Source organism: Sporosarcina jiandibaonis (genome assembly GCF_013184495.1).
In the GTDB taxonomy this organism is placed as follows: Bacteria; Bacillota; Bacilli; order Bacillales_A; family Planococcaceae; genus Sporosarcina; species Sporosarcina jiandibaonis.
On the sequence record NZ_JAAOIY010000008.1, the window covers coordinates 73,136 to 90,287 of the forward strand.

Genomic DNA, 17,152 nt, shown 5'->3' on the forward strand with positions numbered 1-17,152 from the left:
ATCCCCTTTGCATACTATGTATAAACCATACCCTAAATGGAGGGGGATATAATGGGTATATTAGATAAAGTAAAGAATTTCAGAGAAGAAGAAGACAGACTTCAATGGGAGGGCACATTCGAAGAGTATTTAAACTTGTTGAAGGAAAGAAAAGAAGTCGCCCAAACCGCACATTCACGTGTCTATAATATGATAAAAAGCGCTGGGGTGACTGAAACTGATGGCGGTAAATCATACAACTTTTTCGGGGAAGAAATTTTCGGATTGGAAGAATCTATTCAACGACTTGTAGAAGAATACTTTCATCCAGCTGCCAAAAGACTTGATGTCCGAAAACGAATTCTATTATTAATGGGACCTGTCAGCGGTGGTAAATCGACAATTGTCACGATGCTAAAACGTGGACTTGAACAATATTCTAAAACAGATGAGGGCGCAGTATATGCGATTAAGGGTTGCCCGATGCACGAAGATCCGCTTCATTTAATCCCGATGCATTTACGTGACGACTTTTACGAAGAGTATGGGATTCGAATTGAGGGGAATTTGTCGCCATTAAACGCCATGAGGCTTGAACAAGAGTACGATGGACAAATTGAAAATGTACTTGTGAAACGAATCTTTTTCGCGGAAGATAAACGAGTCGGCATCGGAACGTATACGCCTTCTGATCCTAAATCCCAAGATATCGCGGACTTGACGGGCAGCATCGACTTTTCGACTATTGCAGAGTTTGGTTCAGAATCGGATCCGCGCGCTTACCGTTTTGACGGCGAATTGAACAAAGCCAACCGAGGCATCATGGAGTTTCAAGAAATGCTGAAGTTGGATGAAAAATTTCTATGGCTTTTATTATCATTGACGCAAGAAGGAAATTTCAAGGCTGGAAGATTCGCTTTGATCAGTGCTGATGAGTTAATTGTAGCGCATACGAATGAAACGGAATACCGCTCTTTTATTTCAAATAAGAAAAATGAGGCGCTCCATTCAAGAATTATCGTGATGCCAATCCCGTATAATCTGAAAGTGCATCAAGAAGAACGGATCTATGAAAAAATGATTAAAGATAGCGAAATGGATCATATTCATATCGCGCCGCATGCATTACGAGTTGCCGCTATTTTTTCGATATTGACAAGATTAAAAGATTCGAAAAAGCAGGGCGTCGATCTAGTTAAGAAAATGCGCCTTTACGATGGGGAAAACGTAGAAGGATTTAACCGCGTGAATGTGGAAGATTTGAAGAAAGAGTTTCCGGATGAAGGCATGAATGGGATAGATCCGCGCTATGTCATTAATCGGATTTCATCGGCGATCATTCAAAAGGAAGTCCCGGCGATCAACGCGCTTGATGTCTTGCGTTCTTTAAAAGACGGCCTCGATCAACATGCATCCATTTCAAATGAAGACCGTGAAAGGTATTTGAACTTCATCGGAATTGCGAGACGCGAGTACGACGATATCGCGAAGAAAGAAGTTCAAAAAGCTTTCGTTTATTCGTATGAGGAGTCGGCTAAAACGTTAGTTGACAATTATCTGGACAATGTAGAAGCCTACTGCAATAAAAATAAGATGAGGGACTTGCTCACTGGGGAAGAAATGAATCCGGACGAAAAACTCATGCGTTCAATCGAAGAACAAATTGGCGTATCGGAAAATGCGAAAAAAGCTTTCAGGGAAGAGATTCTGATTCGAATTTCCGCCTATGCAAGAAAAGGGACTCGTTTCGACTACAATTCCCACGCCCGTTTGCGAGAAGCGGTTGAAAAGAAATTATTCTCGGATTTAAAAGATATTGTAAAAATTACAACGTCCTCCCAAACGCCAGATGAATCGCAACTAAAAAAGATAAACGAAGTCGTTGCGAGCTTGATAAATGAGTATGGGTACAATTCAATTTCGGCCAATGAATTATTGCGCTATGTTGGAAGTTTATTAAATCGCTAAGTTCCTCTTTTGGAAAACAAGACTATCTTTTTCAAGTAGTCTTGTTTTTTCATATAGGAAATTACTTGTTTGTACTTGCATATGATGAAGAAAGTATCCGTTATAAACTCTTAAAGGATAGTAGGTGAGGATAAAATGAACAAGAAAGAAAACGATCTTTTTATTGTCTCACAGGAAAATTGGTCTCTTCATCGGAAAGGTTATCAAGATCAGGATCGCCATATGGAGAAAGTGAAAGAAGCGATTAAAAATAACTTGCCGGATTTGATCAGCGAGGAAAGCATCATATTATCGAATGGGCAAGAAATCATCAAAATTCCAATTCGTTCATTAGATGAGTATAAAATTCGTTACGATAATGATAAGTCAAAGCATGTGGGCCAGGGCGATGGCGACAGTCAAATAGGCGACGTTGTTGCAAGCAGCGGCGAAAAACCAGCCAGCGGTTCGGGGCAAGGGAAAGAAGCGGGCGATCAACCAGGTCAAGATTATTATGAAACTGAAATATCCATGACAGAAGTCGAGGAAGTCCTGTTCAAAGAACTAGAACTTCCTGATTTGGAGGAGAAAGAGCAAACTGAGATCGTTTCCGAGGATATTGAATTTAATGATATTCGAAAAAAAGGACTTATCGGTAATATCGATAAAAAACGAACGATATTAACGGCAATCAAACGTAATGCAATTAATGGAAAAGCAGAAATCTCGCCAATCCATTCTGACGATTTGCGTTTCAAAACCTGGAATGTGGTGGAAAATCCGGAATCTCAAGCCGTGGTACTTGCGATGATGGATACGAGTGGATCAATGGGGACCTTTCAAAAATATATTGCCAGGAGCTTCTTCTTTTGGATGACTCGCTTCCTGCGCACTAAATACGAAACCGTGGAAATTGAATTTATTGCCCATCATACGGAAGCGAAAGTCGTGTCTGAGGAAGACTTCTTTTCAAAAGGTGAAAGTGGGGGCACAAGATGTTCATCCGCTTATTTAACTGCTTTGAAACTTATTGAAGAAAAGTACAATCCAGCCAGGTATAATATTTATCCGTTTCATTTTTCAGATGGTGAAAATATGTCGTCCGACAATAATTTATGCATCGATCTCGTTGGAAAATTAATGGAGGTATCGAATATGTTCGGCTACGGGGAAGTCAATGCCTATAGTCGCTATTCAACCTTGATGAATACGTATAAAAAAATTGAAAACCCAAAATTTCGGCATTACATCTTAAAGGAAAATCGCGACGTCTATCATGCACTAAAAAGCTTTTTCCAAAATAAATCGGAAGGATTCGATTAATGGAGTTAAAATCGCTGCATTACGCAATCGATGAAATTACAGAGATTGCCTCCGGTTTCGGTCTTGATTTTTATCCGATGCGCTATGAAATTTGCCCTGCTCATATTATTTATACATTTGGCGCATACGGCATGCCGACACGATTTACTCACTGGAGTTTCGGGAAACAGTTTCATAAAATGAAATTGCATTATGATCTCGGATTAAGTCAAATCTACGAACTCGTCATTAATTCGAATCCGTGTTATGCATTTTTATTGGACACGAATAGCTTGATTCAAAATAAGCTTATCATTGCCCATGTTCTTGCGCACTGCGATTTTTTTAAAAACAATGTACGCTTCTCGAATACAAGGTCTGACATGGTGGAAAGCATGACGGCTACGGCTGAACGAATCGCGCGGTATGAAGTGATTCATGGGAAAGATGAAGTAGAGCGTTTTCTAGATGCGGTATTAGCGATTCAAGAACATATTGATCCATCGATTATTAAGAGGGATAGAGCCGCTGAAGAACTGAAAGATGAAGCCGATAAGAAAAAGGTTAGTCGAAAAGGTCCATACGATGATTTGTGGGGATTAGATGAACAAGAAGACGAAGCGATTGAACCGAGTCAAAGCAGAAAGAAAAACCCGCCCAAACCTGAGAAAGATATTTTGTTATTCATCGAGCAACATAGTCGCGAACTGGAAGATTGGCAACGCGATATTTTAACGATGATGCGGGAAGAGATGCTATATTTTTGGCCTCAACTTGAAACGAAGATCATGAATGAAGGGTGGGCTTCGTTTTGGCACCAACGTATCTTACGGGAGATGGAGCTGACGTCGGACGAATCGATCGAATTTGCAAAGTTGAATGCAGATGTCGTTCAACCGTCAAAAACGAGTATCAATCCGTATTATTTGGGCTTAAAAATATTTGAAGACATCGAGAAACGATACAACCAACCATCCGATGAAATGATGAAATACGGGGCTAAGCCGAATAGCGGCCGGGAAAAAATATTTGAGGTGAGGGAAGTTGAATCGGATATTTCCTTTATCCGCAATTACCTAACAAAGGAACTTGTCCAACAAGAAGATCTTTATTTGTTTGAAAAAAAGGGGAAAGAATATCAAATTACAAGCAAGGAATATGAAGGTGTGAGAGACCAGCTCATCAATATGCGGGTGAATGGAGGGTTCCCATACATCGTCGTGAAAGACGGGGATTACTTGCGAAATGGAGAACTCTATTTGGAACATCGCTATGAGAAAACCGAACTCGATATCAACTATTTGGAAAATGTCCTTCCGTATATTTACCAATTATGGGGACGCATCGTTCACATCGAAACCACTGTCAATAGAAGGAAGGTAATCTTTTCATATGGCGGAAAAAAGGTCCACCGCGCTTATATTTAAATACGAAATGCCCATTTGCGAAACGAATTTCCGGCGTTTCACAAATGGGCATTATTTTTTAATTGACTACGTAGGTGACTAATCCTTTCACATTGGCATATAAGGCGGCATGAGTCCGATCTGCGAGGTTAAGTTTTGCGAGCACTTGACTGACGTGTTTTTTTACGGTGTATTCCGTAATATACAATTTCTGCGAGATTTCTTTATTGGAATGGCCCATCCCCAATTCTAGCAATACTTCTTTTTCTTTTGGCGTCAACTGTTCGAATTGACCATCAACCTTGATAGGATCCCTTGCTTCGATTAATAAATCCATTACGCCCGGATCGTAATATTTACGTCCTCTAGCAATTACCCTTAATGCATGAATGAGTTCCTCAGGCAGAGCTTCTTTTAACACATAGCCATCGACCCCTATTTCTTTCGCACGTTTAAAATCAGCTTCGTCAGTAGAAGAAGTTAAGACGATGAATTTACAACCCAGTTTCAGTGGAAGTGCTTCCGCAATTAAATCCAAACCGGATTCACTACCCAAACGAAGGTCCACCAACGCCAAATTAGCTTTCTTAGTTTAAAAAGTCCAATTGCTTCTTTATGATTCCTTGCTTCACCGACTACATCCATGCCTTCTAAAGTAAGTATTGTATTTAGACCTTTTCGAACCAACGGATGATCGTCCACGATGACAACTTTCATATTAGCCGATTACCTCCTGCATTATTTTCGTTGTATATGGAATGTCTACAATTACTTCTGTACCCCCCTGGTGCCTTTCAGTGATTGAGAATTTACCGTTAAAAGAACGAACAATATTTTGCATATTGTATAAGCCGATACCTTTTACTTTTTTGTCTTTAATTTTAAGCGAATCAATACCAACTCCGTCGTCTTGGATAACTAATACGGTTTTGTCTGCAGAGAAATCTAATTGAACGTGAATGATATGACACTCCCCGTGGCGCACCGCATTCCCGCAAGCTTCACTAATGATTCGATAAAGCCCTTGTTTTAATTCGGCAGGAATCCCTATCTCACTTCCCGAAATTTGATAATCGATATGAATATCATTGAGCTGGGCAAAGTCATCTAAATAAGTTCTTAAGCGAGCAAGAAATGGTTTTTCTCCTTTTTTAATTGAACTCAAACGAAATATTGCCGATCTAAGTTCTTTGATGGTTAAATTGGCTGATTGTGAAAGAAATTGATATTCCTCATTTAATTGCTCTTTTGAAAGTTGTTGACTTTTAGCCTGCAAACCGTGAAGGGAGTAAACAATGCCGAACAATCGCTGTGACACGCTATCGTGAATTTCATTTGCAATCCTGTTTTGTTCTTCGATAATCACGGTTTGCTCGATGATTTGATCCAAATAAATTCTTTCAAGCATGATTTCACCAAGTTCGGTTAAAAACTCAAATGTGTTTTTAAGCAGGTATGGGAGATTATCTATACTCGAACTTGAAATTTGAACACCCAGAACCCCAATTTTCCTAGAGGTTCTGATTAAGCCCATCAAATAGAATTTATTATTCAAGGTTTGAATAAATGGCTCCCGTTTACCTCTGATGGCAATCCATTGTTGTTTAAGACTATCCTCAAGGTGAGTAATATGACTGGATGTGGAAAGATAGCTGGTGGCGTGATTTTTATCAGTTAACCAAACGAACGTGGCATCACTTTGCGTAAATTTCAGCAAAGATGTCGTAATTTCATCAACCAGTTTTTGAGGACTGCTTTTGGAAGAAAAATTATCCATTAAATGATAAAGGGACATGATGTGGTCGAGTGTTTCCTCGTATTTTCCATTCATTTCAATCAGTTCCTTATTTACAATCAACAGTTCCTCATGCTGTTCTTTCAAGACGGCTGCTTTCGAACTTAATTCTTTCGTCAGACCGGAAAACAAACTCGCAAGTAATGTTATTAATAAACAAACAAGGTAGAAATACGAATTATCTTGCAAGATTGCAACCATGCTGTCAATCGGAAATAACAAGTAAGCAATTAAAGTGGCGCTTCCGAGATAAAAAGTTAATGCAGCCCAACAAAATAATGGCGTAAGAAAACTTGCCGCAACAATCACAGGATTTAGCGCATACCAGATAAAAGGACTGGAAATACCCCCAGTTGGAATCAACAATAATGTCAACCCGATTGTTTCAGTTAATACTATAAGTCTTAGAACCTTATCATTTCTAGCATGCTTCTTTTGTAAATCAGTTAAAATACCGGCAGCTACAACAAGCGCAGCAACGACAAGAGCTTTGAAAATAAATGGAGACTGTGGTCCTAGTAAAAAAAAGAATGATGTTAATACAAGTGAACTGAATCTAAACAAGAGCACTAAACGACCCTTGCTAGACGGGTTACTACTAATGAATTGGTAAAGCTGATTAACCTTTTGCATAAGCTTCATCACCATCTAGAATTTCTTCGGTACTACGTGCTATCGTCAATTTAACTGTTTCATATTTGTACAAGTAATCTCCATCGGTTATAAAATACAATGCGCTTCCGTCTTGATGAATCCGGTGGTAAAAGATCGGCAGTTCTTTTTCATCAGCAATCTGAATGATTGATTTGAACGATTGGAGCGTGATCATTGTTTTTTCGTCGGAATTAATTTTTTGCGATACCGGGATGATTCGATTGCCGTATTTTTTATTGATTTTATCGACTTGTGTTGAAGATGATTTTTTACGGGAAACCATTAAGATAGTGTAGAGATAAATTACTGATAGAAACGTCAATATCGATAAAATGGAACTGATTACTCGAACATGACTTAATGAAAGGCTGCTTCCAAAGAAATTGAATGTATTCGTCAGGATTTCTGTCGAAACAAATGGTGCTACAGTATTAAACGATTTTTCACTTAACAATATCAATTCATCATTAGCTAATTGAAAGACTAAACTCCCTAGTTCTGGAATGGACTCAGTTTTTCCGGCGTAGGAAATCGTTCCCTCGATGTTAGGAATAACTTCAATCGTATATTGGTCTGCTCTAATTCCTGTTTCTTCTTCAACTTGGGCAATGAAAGTAGTAATTTCATTCAATTTAATTTGATAAGGTTTGTCAATAACTGCAAGCTCGGTTCCCGTTAAGTCGAATAATTGTTTAGATTCCAAAGGGAATACTCTGTTCCAAAGTCCGCCAGCATCAACAACTAGTTGAACTTCATGGGAACCTTTTATTGTAGATTCATGGTCCAATGACATTAAGGTTATTAAATGAAAAGGAATTGCCGTTGTGATTTTAGTGAAAATTGTATCCCCAACATCAATTGTTCCGCCCTTTGGATAAAGGACATTACGAGTAATTGTCGCTTTGTAATCGTAGTTAGTTTCCAGATGTGCGATATTGTCATTGATTTCACTCGCGGTCGTTAATGGTTGTAATAAAGAGAGAATCATAACCCCCGCCGATATAACAAATAATAATAGCGAAGCATAAAATATAGCTTTTACATTAGTCTTCAACCAACTATTTAAAGGTGTATACGAGTCCAATTCCTATCACCCCAATTATTTATTCTCTTGTAAATTTGGTATTGTAGACTTTACGATAGCGCTGCCACCATTCCAGTGGGTTTTCACTTCTATAACCTTGCCGGTCAACTCTTTTGGATCAGCGGTAATATTCAATTCTCGACTACTTCCTGGTGTAAGGGAAAATGGAACATTTACATTAATTATGTCGTTCTTTGTTTCACTCATTAATTCAACATTTTCCACTACGATGGTTCGATTAGTGTTATTACGAATCTCAAACTTTTTACCGTTCGTGTAGGAAATTGCAATAAGTGCATTCGATTCGGTGGTAACAGACAGAGTTGCTTCATTTTTTACTTTTGTGGTAGAAAAACTAGTGGAATGCACCACCAATAATGACATGAAAATAAAAATGACGGACAACGAAACAATTAATCTCAATAGTGCTCCTCCTATATTCATAATAAAAGCCTAATTAACTTTAGACAGGATTGTCCAATGTTAATTAGGCCGGTTGCACCAGTTACTCCATACGCCCAAGGTGCCCATATAAAGGACGTATTTCACAGTTTCCGATAATATTATGCGACTATACGTACAGTATAACCATGCAATTGAGAATAATTCGTCAAATTGCGCGGTTGTTTAGGTTCTACTTTTGTGATAAAACCAAATATTTTGTCGTTTTGTCCTTAACTTTACTTATCTAGCAATCAAATCAAAGAAAAACAGCTCTAAGAATTCTCTTAGAACTGTTGTGAAACTACAATTTTATTGGAATTATTGAGCGCTAACTACAAGATTAGGAGCGAAATTACCCAAGCTAGCATTGCTACCAACTACTACTTTTATATCAACTGAAACTTCGTGTCCGGCATTAGTTTTAAATGCGACAGGCAGTCCTGAGTGAGTATGGCCATTAATACTATTAATTTCAGTCCATCCACCTGTAGTTTTAACATACAACTTAACGCCAGCAGGTAAATTATTTTCTGTTTTAATCGTTACATTAACGACGTTATCTGAGTTGTTAGCAACGGAAAACAATCCATTCCAAACATATTCGCTCTGCTTTTGAAGTCCATAAGTGCTGACCGGCATACTTGTTACGTTCCCTTTGTTAAAATCAATTTTTAATATGTCATTATCAATCGTTGCTGCTTTGTGTGATCCGGCTTTAAGTGCAAGAAGTGATGCATCAGTGCTCTTCACTGTCCCTGACATAGCACTTGTTACCGTAGCTGACGTATAAGACATTGCCGCCATAATGCTGGATAGTGCGAGTAGTAATACGACCATTAATAATCCTTTTTTCATTTTCATTTCTAAATCTCCTCCTAAGTTGTTTTCGGCTGCTATGCCGTATTTGGAACTACCTTAAGTATAGGTGGGCTGCTATTTGCTATCCTCACTCTGAAGTGTGCAGTTTAGAAACTTTGGTTTACTTTTTACTTCTACTATTTATCCTCTCTTCTACTACTTTAGTTTACTGTCGGTATACTAATTCTCCATACTAATACCACTTTAGAGGGCTTATTCTTCCACGGAGATGTAATAAAATAGACGTGGGAGGAGTGATTGCATGAAATTATTCACAAGAATATTAAATATCCTATTAGCAATTGCTATTTTATGTACATTAATTGCAGCAGTTGGATCCGCAATTACAAAAGAACCCGTCTTATTAACCGTCATCCGCTCGAATAGTATGTCACCCGTTTGGGAACGGGGCGATATGGTCATCGTAAAAAATCTGAAAGAAAAAGATATTGTTCATAATAGAGATATTATATTTTTTGAAACCAAGAAGGGGAGCCTAGCCGAGAAGGGGTGGATAGCACACCGGGTGGTAGATGGGAATGTGGATACAGGCTTTATTACACAAGGGGACGCAAATAAAACAACAGATCAACAAGACGGCTCTGGACCGATTGAACGGGAATGGATTGCAGGTAGGGCATTAACGATAGGAGAAAAACCTATAGTCATTCCTAAAATAGGGTACTTGTCATTATGGATGGAAGAATATCTAAGCAATTCATATCTATTACCTGTTTTCGCATTGATTCTTGCTGTACTTATCGGATTTGGGGAATTAAAATCTGGACAAAAACAAAAAACGAGAAAAAGTAAAGGAATTGAATTACAACTCATCTATGTAATGGGCGGATTAACGATAGCCATTATAATGGGGGCGACCATGCTTGCCTCGGGACAAACATTAAACTTAATCTATGAAATCTCAGCACAAGGCAGAGGTGTTTTGATGGGAAGCGATGTTGGTATTTTGCAAGTTGGTGATGAGGTTACACAGCCATTATCAGAACTTGAAAATGGAGCATTCATTCCGTTAATCGGTTCCATTACAACGAATGACAAGCAGATTGTGCCAAGCCATAAAAATATATATCTTTCACAAGGCCAACAACTAGAAACAAACTTTACAGTAACCGCCCGAAAACCGGGTATGTACGAATCAACTATTCAAGTAGGCTTATTTTACCCATTCTTGCCAGCAACATTTATCTATTTTCTTTCAGAGAAAAGTTATTGGTTAGCTCTTATAGTGGTATCTTTCGTACCCGGATTGCCCTTAATCATATACCCGATGATTGATGGGAAAATGAGAAGGGGGATCATGAAGTTTATTAGAAAAAAGAAAAGAAAACTACTGAGCAATTTACCGTGATGTTAGAATATTACCGCCCTCGTTATAATTGCTAGCGCGGTTTTTGATTAAAGTGAACTGTTTCCTATTTAATTGGCTTAACTCAAAGATTGCATTACAATGGGACAGATATGAGTTAATTAAAAGGAGCAATACCATCCATGAAAATCCCAATTCTATATGAAGACAATCATTTACTCGTCGTAGAAAAACCTGTCAATATTCCTGTGCAAGGAGACGACAGTCGTGATAAAGATTTACTGACGCTATTAAAAGAAGATATAAAGGTTCGGTATAATAAACCAGGTAATGTTTACTTGGGACTTGTTCACCGTTTGGATCGTCCAGTAGGCGGTGTTATGGTGTTTGCAAAGACTTCAAAAGCTGCTTCGCGATTATCGGATGTCATACGGAAAAATGAACTTGAGCGGAAGTATTTAGCAGTAGTAAGAGGTGTTCCGAAGAAAAACAAGGCAAAGTTAGAGCATTATTTATATAAAGACACGAAGAAAAATAAAGTGCATGCTGTTTCCGCTAATCATAAAGAAGCGAAAAAAGCTGTTCTTGACTATGAAACAATCAGCAGTTCGGACCAGCTAAGCCTTGTATCGGTTCGTCTCCATACAGGCCGTTCCCATCAAATTCGCGTTCAATTATCCGAATCGGGAACTCCACTTTACGGCGATCAAAAATACGGCCAACATGTAAATCGGCCGGGACAACAAATCGCTTTATGGGCAAATGTGCTCGAATTTCCACATCCGACTACGAAAGAAATCATTCGAGTCGAATCACATCCGCCGAATGAGTATCCTTGGAATCTCTGGACAACTCATCAGATGAAATAAATCACAAAACATCAAAATAATAGGCTGTTCCCGGACACTTAAAGGTGAATGGGGACAGCCTATTATCTTTAGTCAGATTCTGTTAAGCCTTTTGTTCGCTAAGATGTGCATCAAAGGCATCGATAATTTCAAGGAAGTGACTTGCTTCACGGAATACATGGTCAGCAAGAAGAGGGTGGATGATGCTTTTTATTCTACATTCCTCGATTAACTCTCTAGCTGTTTTCTTGAAATCTCGTAACGACACAACAGACACGCGATTCTGATCAAGAAATTGATCGTAAAGCGGTTTTGTTTCTGATTGCGGACGCATACTGTCTAAATCTTGTGCCTGGTAAAGAAGTTGGTCGAAATCATTGCTGAACTCGCGTGCTTGATCGACAAGTTTTCTTTCAGAAGGATCTAACAAGTGGCCTATGAATTTTGAATGGTCCGCCATTATTTTTAAGAAGAATACATTTTCATCGATAATCGCATCGGCTAAAGGTTTTATCTTACCTTCATTCAATTCTCTTAAACGTTTAGCAAAATACGCTGCTTCTCGGCTAACATGGTCAACTAATAAAGGGAAGTTACTTCCATTAATTTGGCAATGCAAAATCAGCCCGAGTACTTTTCTTTTGAATGCCCAAATAGAAACTGCTGCTTGATAAACTTGTATATTTAGATTTCTAATCACTTCAGGGTCTGTTCTTTCGTTATATTCACTAACTTGTTCTTCAATCCGTTCAAATATTGCAATGTATTGATGTGCCTCTTGAATTAACTTTGTATCATCCGCGGTAAATCCGAGACTTAAAAAGAATGCGTGCTCTTTCATAATCCGTGACCAAAATCGAATTTCCTCCAACGATCGGGTTACAAATGTAGAAATCGAATGTTCACTCCCCATATAGTATTCACCATACTTATAGTATTCGGAGTTTGATATATTGACACGATTTATGGTCAACCGACTTGTATAACTAGCAATGTCGCTAATTTATAACGAAAATGCTCTTGTAAATCAGCAACGAGCATGAACCGAAGCTAATATCTTTTTTCTTTACGAATTGTCCAGATATTTGTCCCACGACAATGTGGGACTTAAAAGAGTTGCAAAATCTAATGCGAGAAAAAGGCATCGCAGATGACCGGTATATTGTCCTATCTGTCACATTGGACCCTGAATATGATACGGATGAGAGAATAAATCATTATAAAGAGCTATTTGAAATTTCGAATCCGAACTGGTTATTTTTAAGAGGATCAATAGAAGAAACGAAAAAATTTACACGATATTTCAATTTCTACTATGAAAAAAATGAAGACGGTTTTGTCACTCACTCTACATCCATGTACATTGTCGATTCAAATGATTATATAAGAGCCCATCATGATATGGCTATAGGAAAGAAACGTGTCAATATTGAAGAGATTGCAAACCATCTGGAGTCGTTGATTAAATAATTCGGATTTATTTTCTCATTATTTTATTGGAGGATACCCATCATGCAAGAAAAGGAACTCCCTGCATCATTTTCATCGCCTACAAGTGCTGTTTCATCGGAAGAAACGAGAGTTCTGACAGAATATATTCACCAGAAAAACCTTTTTAGAGTAACCACACAAGATGAAACACTTCGGAAGTCCCTGATGTTGTAACAGTTTTTTAAAATGAAGCGAAACCAACAAGTAGTCATTACTTCTGTCTGTAATGAAGAAGCAAATGTGATGACTGAGGGGAAAGTTTCTACGATTGGAAGGGACTTTGTCATGGTAACGAACTTGAAAAAGCGAATTTGGATTCCTTATGCAGCAATTGAATCTGCAACAATCTCCTTTGGCTATCCCACTTACTCCGACTCCCAGCAACACTTTATCTATGACAATCAATTGCAGCAAAAACTTGTCCTTCAATTTGGCGACACGGTAACCAAAAGGGAGGAACTCGTTCGACAGTTCTTTGAGGAATCGCTTCAAACAAATCTCCAAACATGGAAAGGCGTATGGGTAGAAGTTCGAACAAGTAAGAATTTTTATTTCGGAAAAATGAAGAAAACAACCAAAAAAGAACTTATTCTTACCTTTTTTAATAAAGAAGAGGAAATTCGATTGAGTGTGTAAAAATGGTCTGAAATTCACTGTGTACTTGAACTATTCATTATTCAAGTCCACGGTTTTTATGTTTCGGGCGGACGGTGAGCCGCCTCGTTCGCTGAGGTCCCGACTTGCAAGCGAATTTGAAATAACTGTAATCAAAAAAGCCATCTTCACTAGACGGCTTTTTTTATAGAAAATAATAGTCTAACTTGTCATATATATAGACTGGCAAAATAGCCTCCTATCAAAAACAAACTAATTCAATCTTATCTATATCTTTAACCGAGATAATTGATGATTGTCCTTTTTCATGCGGTCTATCATCGCTGGGGTCCCCGCTAATAATCTCCACAAAATTGTATCCGACGAAGTTCAGGGTGCCTTGAATTTTATTTCCGTTATCCAACTTAAGAATAACTTCATTCCAAAGCAGCCTGTAGGTAAGACTATTTTCGAGACCTTCTAACCTAATTGTAAATTCCGTATCGCAAAGGTCATTTCGACAATGAACTTGTTTGCACGGCGGACAGGTACAATGTTTAGTCTCGTGAATGTAATCCTTACGTGCCTCCATGATTTTCCTCATTTCATTTTATTACTAGTATATGAATGAAAAGACAATCTATGGACGCTGAACTCAAGGGCTTACCGTCGGCTCCATAACTGTTAATGTTCGATTATACGTATTCATATTTACCATCGCGCCGATCGGTATCGTTGCTTTGAATCTGCCGTGAGCAGTGGCTAGATTAGACATTAGTGGTTTACCCAATGGCACAAAGAATTGATTTATCAAATCGTTGTAGTTTATACCGTATGCGGGTTGGCAATTCGTGCATTCGCCAATTATTATTCCTGCACAATGATCGAACTTCTTAGCCAATAAAAGATGGTTCAAATATCTGAAGACGGTATTGACGGGTTCATGGGTTTCTTCAAGCAGGATAATTTTTCCGTCCGTATTAATCTCATATGGAGTTCCTAAAGTACCTAAGAATGACGTAATATTTCCGCCGACGATTGGTCCTGAAACATTTCCGGGCACCAAACTTCTCAAGGCCATGCCAGGTGGATTGGTAATTTGCCAAGGAGAAGTCACAGTCGAAGTCGCATTGAAGAATTGATTGAAGTTATATTGTGGCGTATTTGATTTGAAATCGATTAGAAGAAGACTTTGAAATGTGATTAACTGGGCATACTCATAAAGCACATTCAACAGAATTGTTATGTCACTATATCCCGAGATGATTTTCGGATTTTGGGCGATTACTGAAAAATCCAAGTAAGGAAGAATCCCTTCAACTCCAACACCGCCGCGCGCGGGCAAGATCCATTTGACTTTTTGGTTTTCAAACATACTCATTAAATCTGATGCCATTTGTTCAGGAGTTGCTGCTAAAAATCCATTCGCGGAATAGACATGTTCACCAACGATGACTTCATAGCCCATGCTTTTCAATTTCGCGATTCCTTCATTGATTCTGCCGGCTGCCAATGGACTTCCTAAAGTAACGATTCCGACAGTATCCCCTTTTTGTAAACGGGGCGGTTTTATCGCCAATTTTCAATCCTCCTAATTTTTGATGAATAAATTTTCGTAGCAAATCAATTTGCCGTCTTGGACATTTGAATGGTTATCTTATACTATGATGACAACAGTAATAAAAGCATTGGAGGTTTTATGTATGAATTTATTACAAGTACGAAAAGGACAATTTGTCTATTATAAAAATGAATTGCATAAGGTTTATTCTGTTCGCCCTTTGTCAAGATTATCCATTAAATTGTTTCGGATTAAGGACATGGAACAGGTGAATTGCAGAGCTGACGAACTCACTCTGCACCGGCCGCAACACTTGGACTCGCTCATATTCCAAGGGGTCCGTTATACGCTTCGAAAAGACAAGCCGGCGAAAGTGGATGGGTATATCTTAATTACGCATCCGGACCCTGGTCAGTTAGATCATTATACGTTGAACGAATTTGAAAAAGTCGGCGAACTTGTTGGCGATAAGGTGTATACGACGCTTTATAACACGGTTAAGCCGAAAGAGTTTTTAGTGCTGGAACCCGGCGAAGCGCCTGACAGTAAAGTGATTGATTACTTAGATCCATCGCTTGTGACCGCGGAACAACTAGAAGCAGATCGCGAATTAGAAGAGAAAGCTGTTGAAGAGGCGGCGAAATTGCCGTCAGTTGGCGACATTTATCTTAACTTGGATAACGGCATTAAAGCGATGGTCGTCGCATTAGTAGACAATGAGGCGATCTTGGGACACGGTGAGCGCGTGAAGAGCGATGATTTATTCAAATCGGATAGTTGGAATGTAATTTATTCTACGGGTGAAGAAGATTTTTAAATTCACATGTAAATACATTGTTGTGACATTTTATTATGTCGCGGCAATGTTTTTTTGTTTGGATGGACAGTTCACAATTTTACAGACGAGCCGCTCGGTTTTTGTTAAAATAGGGAGGTTGGGTATGAAAGGAGATTTACGATTATGCGTACTTTTAAAAAATCATTAGCATTTGAATATATACAAATTATTTTCGGTGCCGCGTTAGTCGGTTTGGCGTTTAATATATTCCTTTTGCCGGCACGTTTAGCGGCTGGGGGAATTTCAGGTATTAGTACGATTCTTTATGAAGTGTTTCAATTCAATCCGGCTTATGTGCAATGGCTTATCAATATCCCCTTACTAATCGTCGGCATTGTGTTTATTGGCAGGGAGTTCAGTGTGAAAACGTTTGTTGGAACCTTATTCGTTCCGTTCACGATATGGGTTACCCAAGGCATGAATCTTTCTGTAGATAATCCATTATTGAGTGCGATTTACGGCGGGATTATGCTAGGTGTCGGACTTGGCATTGTGTATCGCGGAAACGGTTCAACGGGGGGCACGGCATTAATTGCCCAGGTGTTGAAGAGGTTTACCGGTCTTTCTAGTGGATTTTCACAACTTCTCGTGGATGGATTAGTTGTTGCGACATCAGCGTTTGTTTTTAACTTTGAACTGGCTTTGTATGCGCTGATGTCTATTTATGTCACTAGTAAAGTAATCGATTTTGTCCAGTTGCAAACATCGCCGACAAAGTTGATCCTTGTCATTACGGATAGAGAGGAAAAAATCCAATCCATTATTAAAAATGAAATTAATCGCGGGCTAACGAAAGTGAAGACCATAGGTGGATATTCGAATGAAGAAAAGACAATGATTTTATGTGTCGTTGAACAATCGGAAGCAATCTATTTTAAAAAGCTGCTACAAGAAGTCGAGCCTGATTCATTCGTGATTTTCTTGAACGCATCCGAAATCCTTGGTCGAGGGTTTTCAAAAGCGCAATTAGATAAATTAAATAGTAAAACATAAAAAATCCAGTACTCATTTTTAAAGTGAGTAC

At 38.6% G+C, this 17,152-nt stretch carries 18 protein-coding genes and 1 riboswitch; of the genes, 10 read left to right on the top strand and 8 right to left on the bottom strand.

Going from position 1 to position 17,152, the window contains the following annotated elements; translation table 11 throughout:
- The first annotated feature begins 51 nt into the window (after window positions 1-51).
- The 3 genes from G8782_RS16800 to G8782_RS16810 all read left to right on the top strand — a co-directional run bounded on the left by G8782_RS16800 (window position 52) and on the right by G8782_RS16810 (window position 4,655).
- Complete coding sequence (locus tag G8782_RS16800) at window positions 52-1,947, top strand: PrkA family serine protein kinase (protein ID WP_172373343.1); 1,896 nt, start codon at window positions 52-54, stop codon at window positions 1,945-1,947.
- Window positions 1,948-2,082: 135 nt separating this feature from the next.
- Window positions 2,083-3,249, top strand: coding sequence for a sporulation protein YhbH (gene yhbH / locus G8782_RS16805; RefSeq protein ID WP_172373345.1), 1,167 nt, complete (start codon window positions 2,083-2,085; stop codon window positions 3,247-3,249).
- Window positions 3,249-4,655 carry a SpoVR family protein gene (locus tag G8782_RS16810; protein WP_172373347.1) on the top strand — a complete coding sequence of 469 codons (1,407 nt, stop codon included), beginning with the start codon at window positions 3,249-3,251 and terminating at the stop codon, window positions 4,653-4,655. The genes yhbH and G8782_RS16810 overlap by 1 nt, the downstream gene beginning before the upstream one ends.
- A gap of 58 nt (window positions 4,656-4,713) precedes the next feature.
- On the opposite strand, the gene G8782_RS16815 is transcribed toward G8782_RS16810, so the two are convergent.
- From G8782_RS16815 to G8782_RS16835, 6 genes are all read right to left on the bottom strand, one after another.
- Window positions 4,714-5,190 (bottom strand): LuxR C-terminal-related transcriptional regulator, encoded by a 477-nt coding sequence (locus G8782_RS16815; RefSeq protein WP_343035090.1) that lies wholly within the window; start codon window positions 5,188-5,190, stop codon window positions 4,714-4,716.
- Window positions 5,163-5,351, bottom strand: coding sequence for a response regulator (locus tag G8782_RS18735; RefSeq protein WP_343035091.1), 189 nt, complete (start codon window positions 5,349-5,351; stop codon window positions 5,163-5,165). The genes G8782_RS16815 and G8782_RS18735 overlap by 28 nt, the downstream gene beginning before the upstream one ends.
- Window position 5,352: 1 nt before the next feature.
- Complete coding sequence (locus tag G8782_RS16820) at window positions 5,353-7,062, bottom strand: sensor histidine kinase (RefSeq protein WP_172373349.1); 1,710 nt, start codon at window positions 7,060-7,062, stop codon at window positions 5,353-5,355.
- A complete protein-coding gene (locus G8782_RS16825) occupies window positions 7,049-8,071 on the bottom strand; it encodes a DUF5305 family protein (RefSeq protein WP_172373351.1) in 1,023 nt (340 codons plus the stop codon). The genes G8782_RS16820 and G8782_RS16825 overlap by 14 nt, the downstream gene beginning before the upstream one ends.
- Before the next feature lie 111 nt (window positions 8,072-8,182).
- Entirely contained in the window at window positions 8,183-8,590 is a 408-nt protein-coding gene (locus tag G8782_RS16830; RefSeq protein ID WP_172373353.1) for a hypothetical protein, read from the bottom strand.
- 58 nt (window positions 8,591-8,648) lie between these two features.
- Window positions 8,649-8,732: riboswitch (cyclic di-GMP riboswitch) on the bottom strand.
- A 197-nt stretch (window positions 8,733-8,929) separates the two neighbouring features.
- Window positions 8,930-9,472, bottom strand: a complete 543-nt coding sequence (locus G8782_RS16835; protein WP_172373355.1) for a DUF1102 domain-containing protein — start codon at window positions 9,470-9,472, stop codon at window positions 8,930-8,932.
- Window positions 9,473-9,731: 259 nt separating this feature from the next.
- Here G8782_RS16835 and G8782_RS16840 point away from each other — a divergent pair, with 259 nt between their 5' ends.
- Both G8782_RS16840 and G8782_RS16845 read left to right on the top strand, forming a co-directional pair.
- Window positions 9,732-10,838: a signal peptidase I gene (locus G8782_RS16840; RefSeq protein WP_172373357.1), complete on the top strand. Its 1,107-nt coding sequence runs from the start codon at window positions 9,732-9,734 to the stop codon at window positions 10,836-10,838.
- A gap of 140 nt (window positions 10,839-10,978) precedes the next feature.
- Complete coding sequence (locus G8782_RS16845; RefSeq protein ID WP_172373359.1) at window positions 10,979-11,665, top strand: RluA family pseudouridine synthase; 687 nt, start codon at window positions 10,979-10,981, stop codon at window positions 11,663-11,665.
- A gap of 82 nt (window positions 11,666-11,747) precedes the next feature.
- On the opposite strand, the gene G8782_RS16850 is transcribed toward G8782_RS16845, so the two are convergent.
- Window positions 11,748-12,557 (bottom strand): DUF2935 domain-containing protein, encoded by an 810-nt coding sequence (locus G8782_RS16850; RefSeq protein ID WP_172373361.1) that lies wholly within the window; start codon window positions 12,555-12,557, stop codon window positions 11,748-11,750.
- A 140-nt stretch (window positions 12,558-12,697) separates the two neighbouring features.
- Between G8782_RS16850 and G8782_RS16855 the strand changes: the two genes are divergently transcribed.
- From G8782_RS16855 to G8782_RS16860, 3 genes are read left to right on the top strand one after another with little or no spacing between them, the layout of a single operon-like run.
- A complete protein-coding gene (locus tag G8782_RS16855) occupies window positions 12,698-13,114 on the top strand; it encodes an SCO family protein (protein ID WP_425505501.1) in 417 nt (138 codons plus the stop codon).
- Window positions 13,115-13,156: 42 nt separating this feature from the next.
- Complete coding sequence (locus tag G8782_RS18420; protein WP_216667916.1) at window positions 13,157-13,309, top strand: hypothetical protein; 153 nt, start codon at window positions 13,157-13,159, stop codon at window positions 13,307-13,309.
- 12 nt (window positions 13,310-13,321) lie between these two features.
- Window positions 13,322-13,771: a hypothetical protein gene (locus G8782_RS16860; RefSeq protein WP_216667917.1), complete on the top strand. Its 450-nt coding sequence runs from the start codon at window positions 13,322-13,324 to the stop codon at window positions 13,769-13,771.
- Window positions 13,772-14,384: 613 nt separating this feature from the next.
- On the opposite strand, the gene G8782_RS16865 is transcribed toward G8782_RS16860, so the two are convergent.
- The gene (locus tag G8782_RS16865; protein ID WP_172373363.1) at window positions 14,385-15,308 is read right to left on the bottom strand and encodes a S66 peptidase family protein; all 924 of its coding nucleotides are present in this window, start codon (window positions 15,306-15,308) and stop codon (window positions 14,385-14,387) included.
- Window positions 15,309-15,432: 124 nt separating this feature from the next.
- Between G8782_RS16865 and G8782_RS16870 the strand changes: the two genes are divergently transcribed.
- Both G8782_RS16870 and G8782_RS16875 read left to right on the top strand, forming a co-directional pair.
- Window positions 15,433-16,107: a hypothetical protein gene (locus G8782_RS16870; protein WP_172373365.1), complete on the top strand. Its 675-nt coding sequence runs from the start codon at window positions 15,433-15,435 to the stop codon at window positions 16,105-16,107.
- A 144-nt stretch (window positions 16,108-16,251) separates the two neighbouring features.
- On the top strand, window positions 16,252-17,121 hold the full coding sequence (locus tag G8782_RS16875) for a YitT family protein (protein ID WP_172373367.1): 870 nt from the start codon (window positions 16,252-16,254) through the stop codon (window positions 17,119-17,121).
- Window positions 17,122-17,152 lie beyond the last annotated feature (31 nt).

Coding starts and splice junctions, on each gene's coding strand:
- G8782_RS16800 (WP_172373343.1), top strand. CDS start 52: ATGGGTATATTAGATAAAGTAAAGAATTTCAGAGAAGAAGAAGACAGA.
- yhbH (WP_172373345.1), top strand. CDS start 2,083: ATGAACAAGAAAGAAAACGATCTTTTTATTGTCTCACAGGAAAATTGG.
- G8782_RS16810 (WP_172373347.1), top strand. CDS start 3,249: ATGGAGTTAAAATCGCTGCATTACGCAATCGATGAAATTACAGAGATT.
- G8782_RS18735 (WP_343035091.1), bottom strand. CDS start 5,351: ATGAAAGTTGTCATCGTGGACGATCATCCGTTGGTTCGAAAAGGTCTA.
- G8782_RS16820 (WP_172373349.1), bottom strand. CDS start 7,062: ATGCAAAAGGTTAATCAGCTTTACCAATTCATTAGTAGTAACCCGTCT.
- G8782_RS16825 (WP_172373351.1), bottom strand. CDS start 8,071: ATGATTCTCTCTTTATTACAACCATTAACGACCGCGAGTGAAATCAAT.
- G8782_RS16835 (WP_172373355.1), bottom strand. CDS start 9,472: ATGAAAATGAAAAAAGGATTATTAATGGTCGTATTACTACTCGCACTA.
- G8782_RS16840 (WP_172373357.1), top strand. CDS start 9,732: ATGAAATTATTCACAAGAATATTAAATATCCTATTAGCAATTGCTATT.
- G8782_RS16845 (WP_172373359.1), top strand. CDS start 10,979: ATGAAAATCCCAATTCTATATGAAGACAATCATTTACTCGTCGTAGAA.
- G8782_RS16850 (WP_172373361.1), bottom strand. CDS start 12,557: ATGGGGAGTGAACATTCGATTTCTACATTTGTAACCCGATCGTTGGAG.
- G8782_RS18420 (WP_216667916.1), top strand. CDS start 13,157: ATGCAAGAAAAGGAACTCCCTGCATCATTTTCATCGCCTACAAGTGCT.
- G8782_RS16860 (WP_216667917.1), top strand. CDS start 13,322: ATGAAGCGAAACCAACAAGTAGTCATTACTTCTGTCTGTAATGAAGAA.
- G8782_RS16870 (WP_172373365.1), top strand. CDS start 15,433: ATGAATTTATTACAAGTACGAAAAGGACAATTTGTCTATTATAAAAAT.
- G8782_RS16875 (WP_172373367.1), top strand. CDS start 16,252: ATGCGTACTTTTAAAAAATCATTAGCATTTGAATATATACAAATTATT.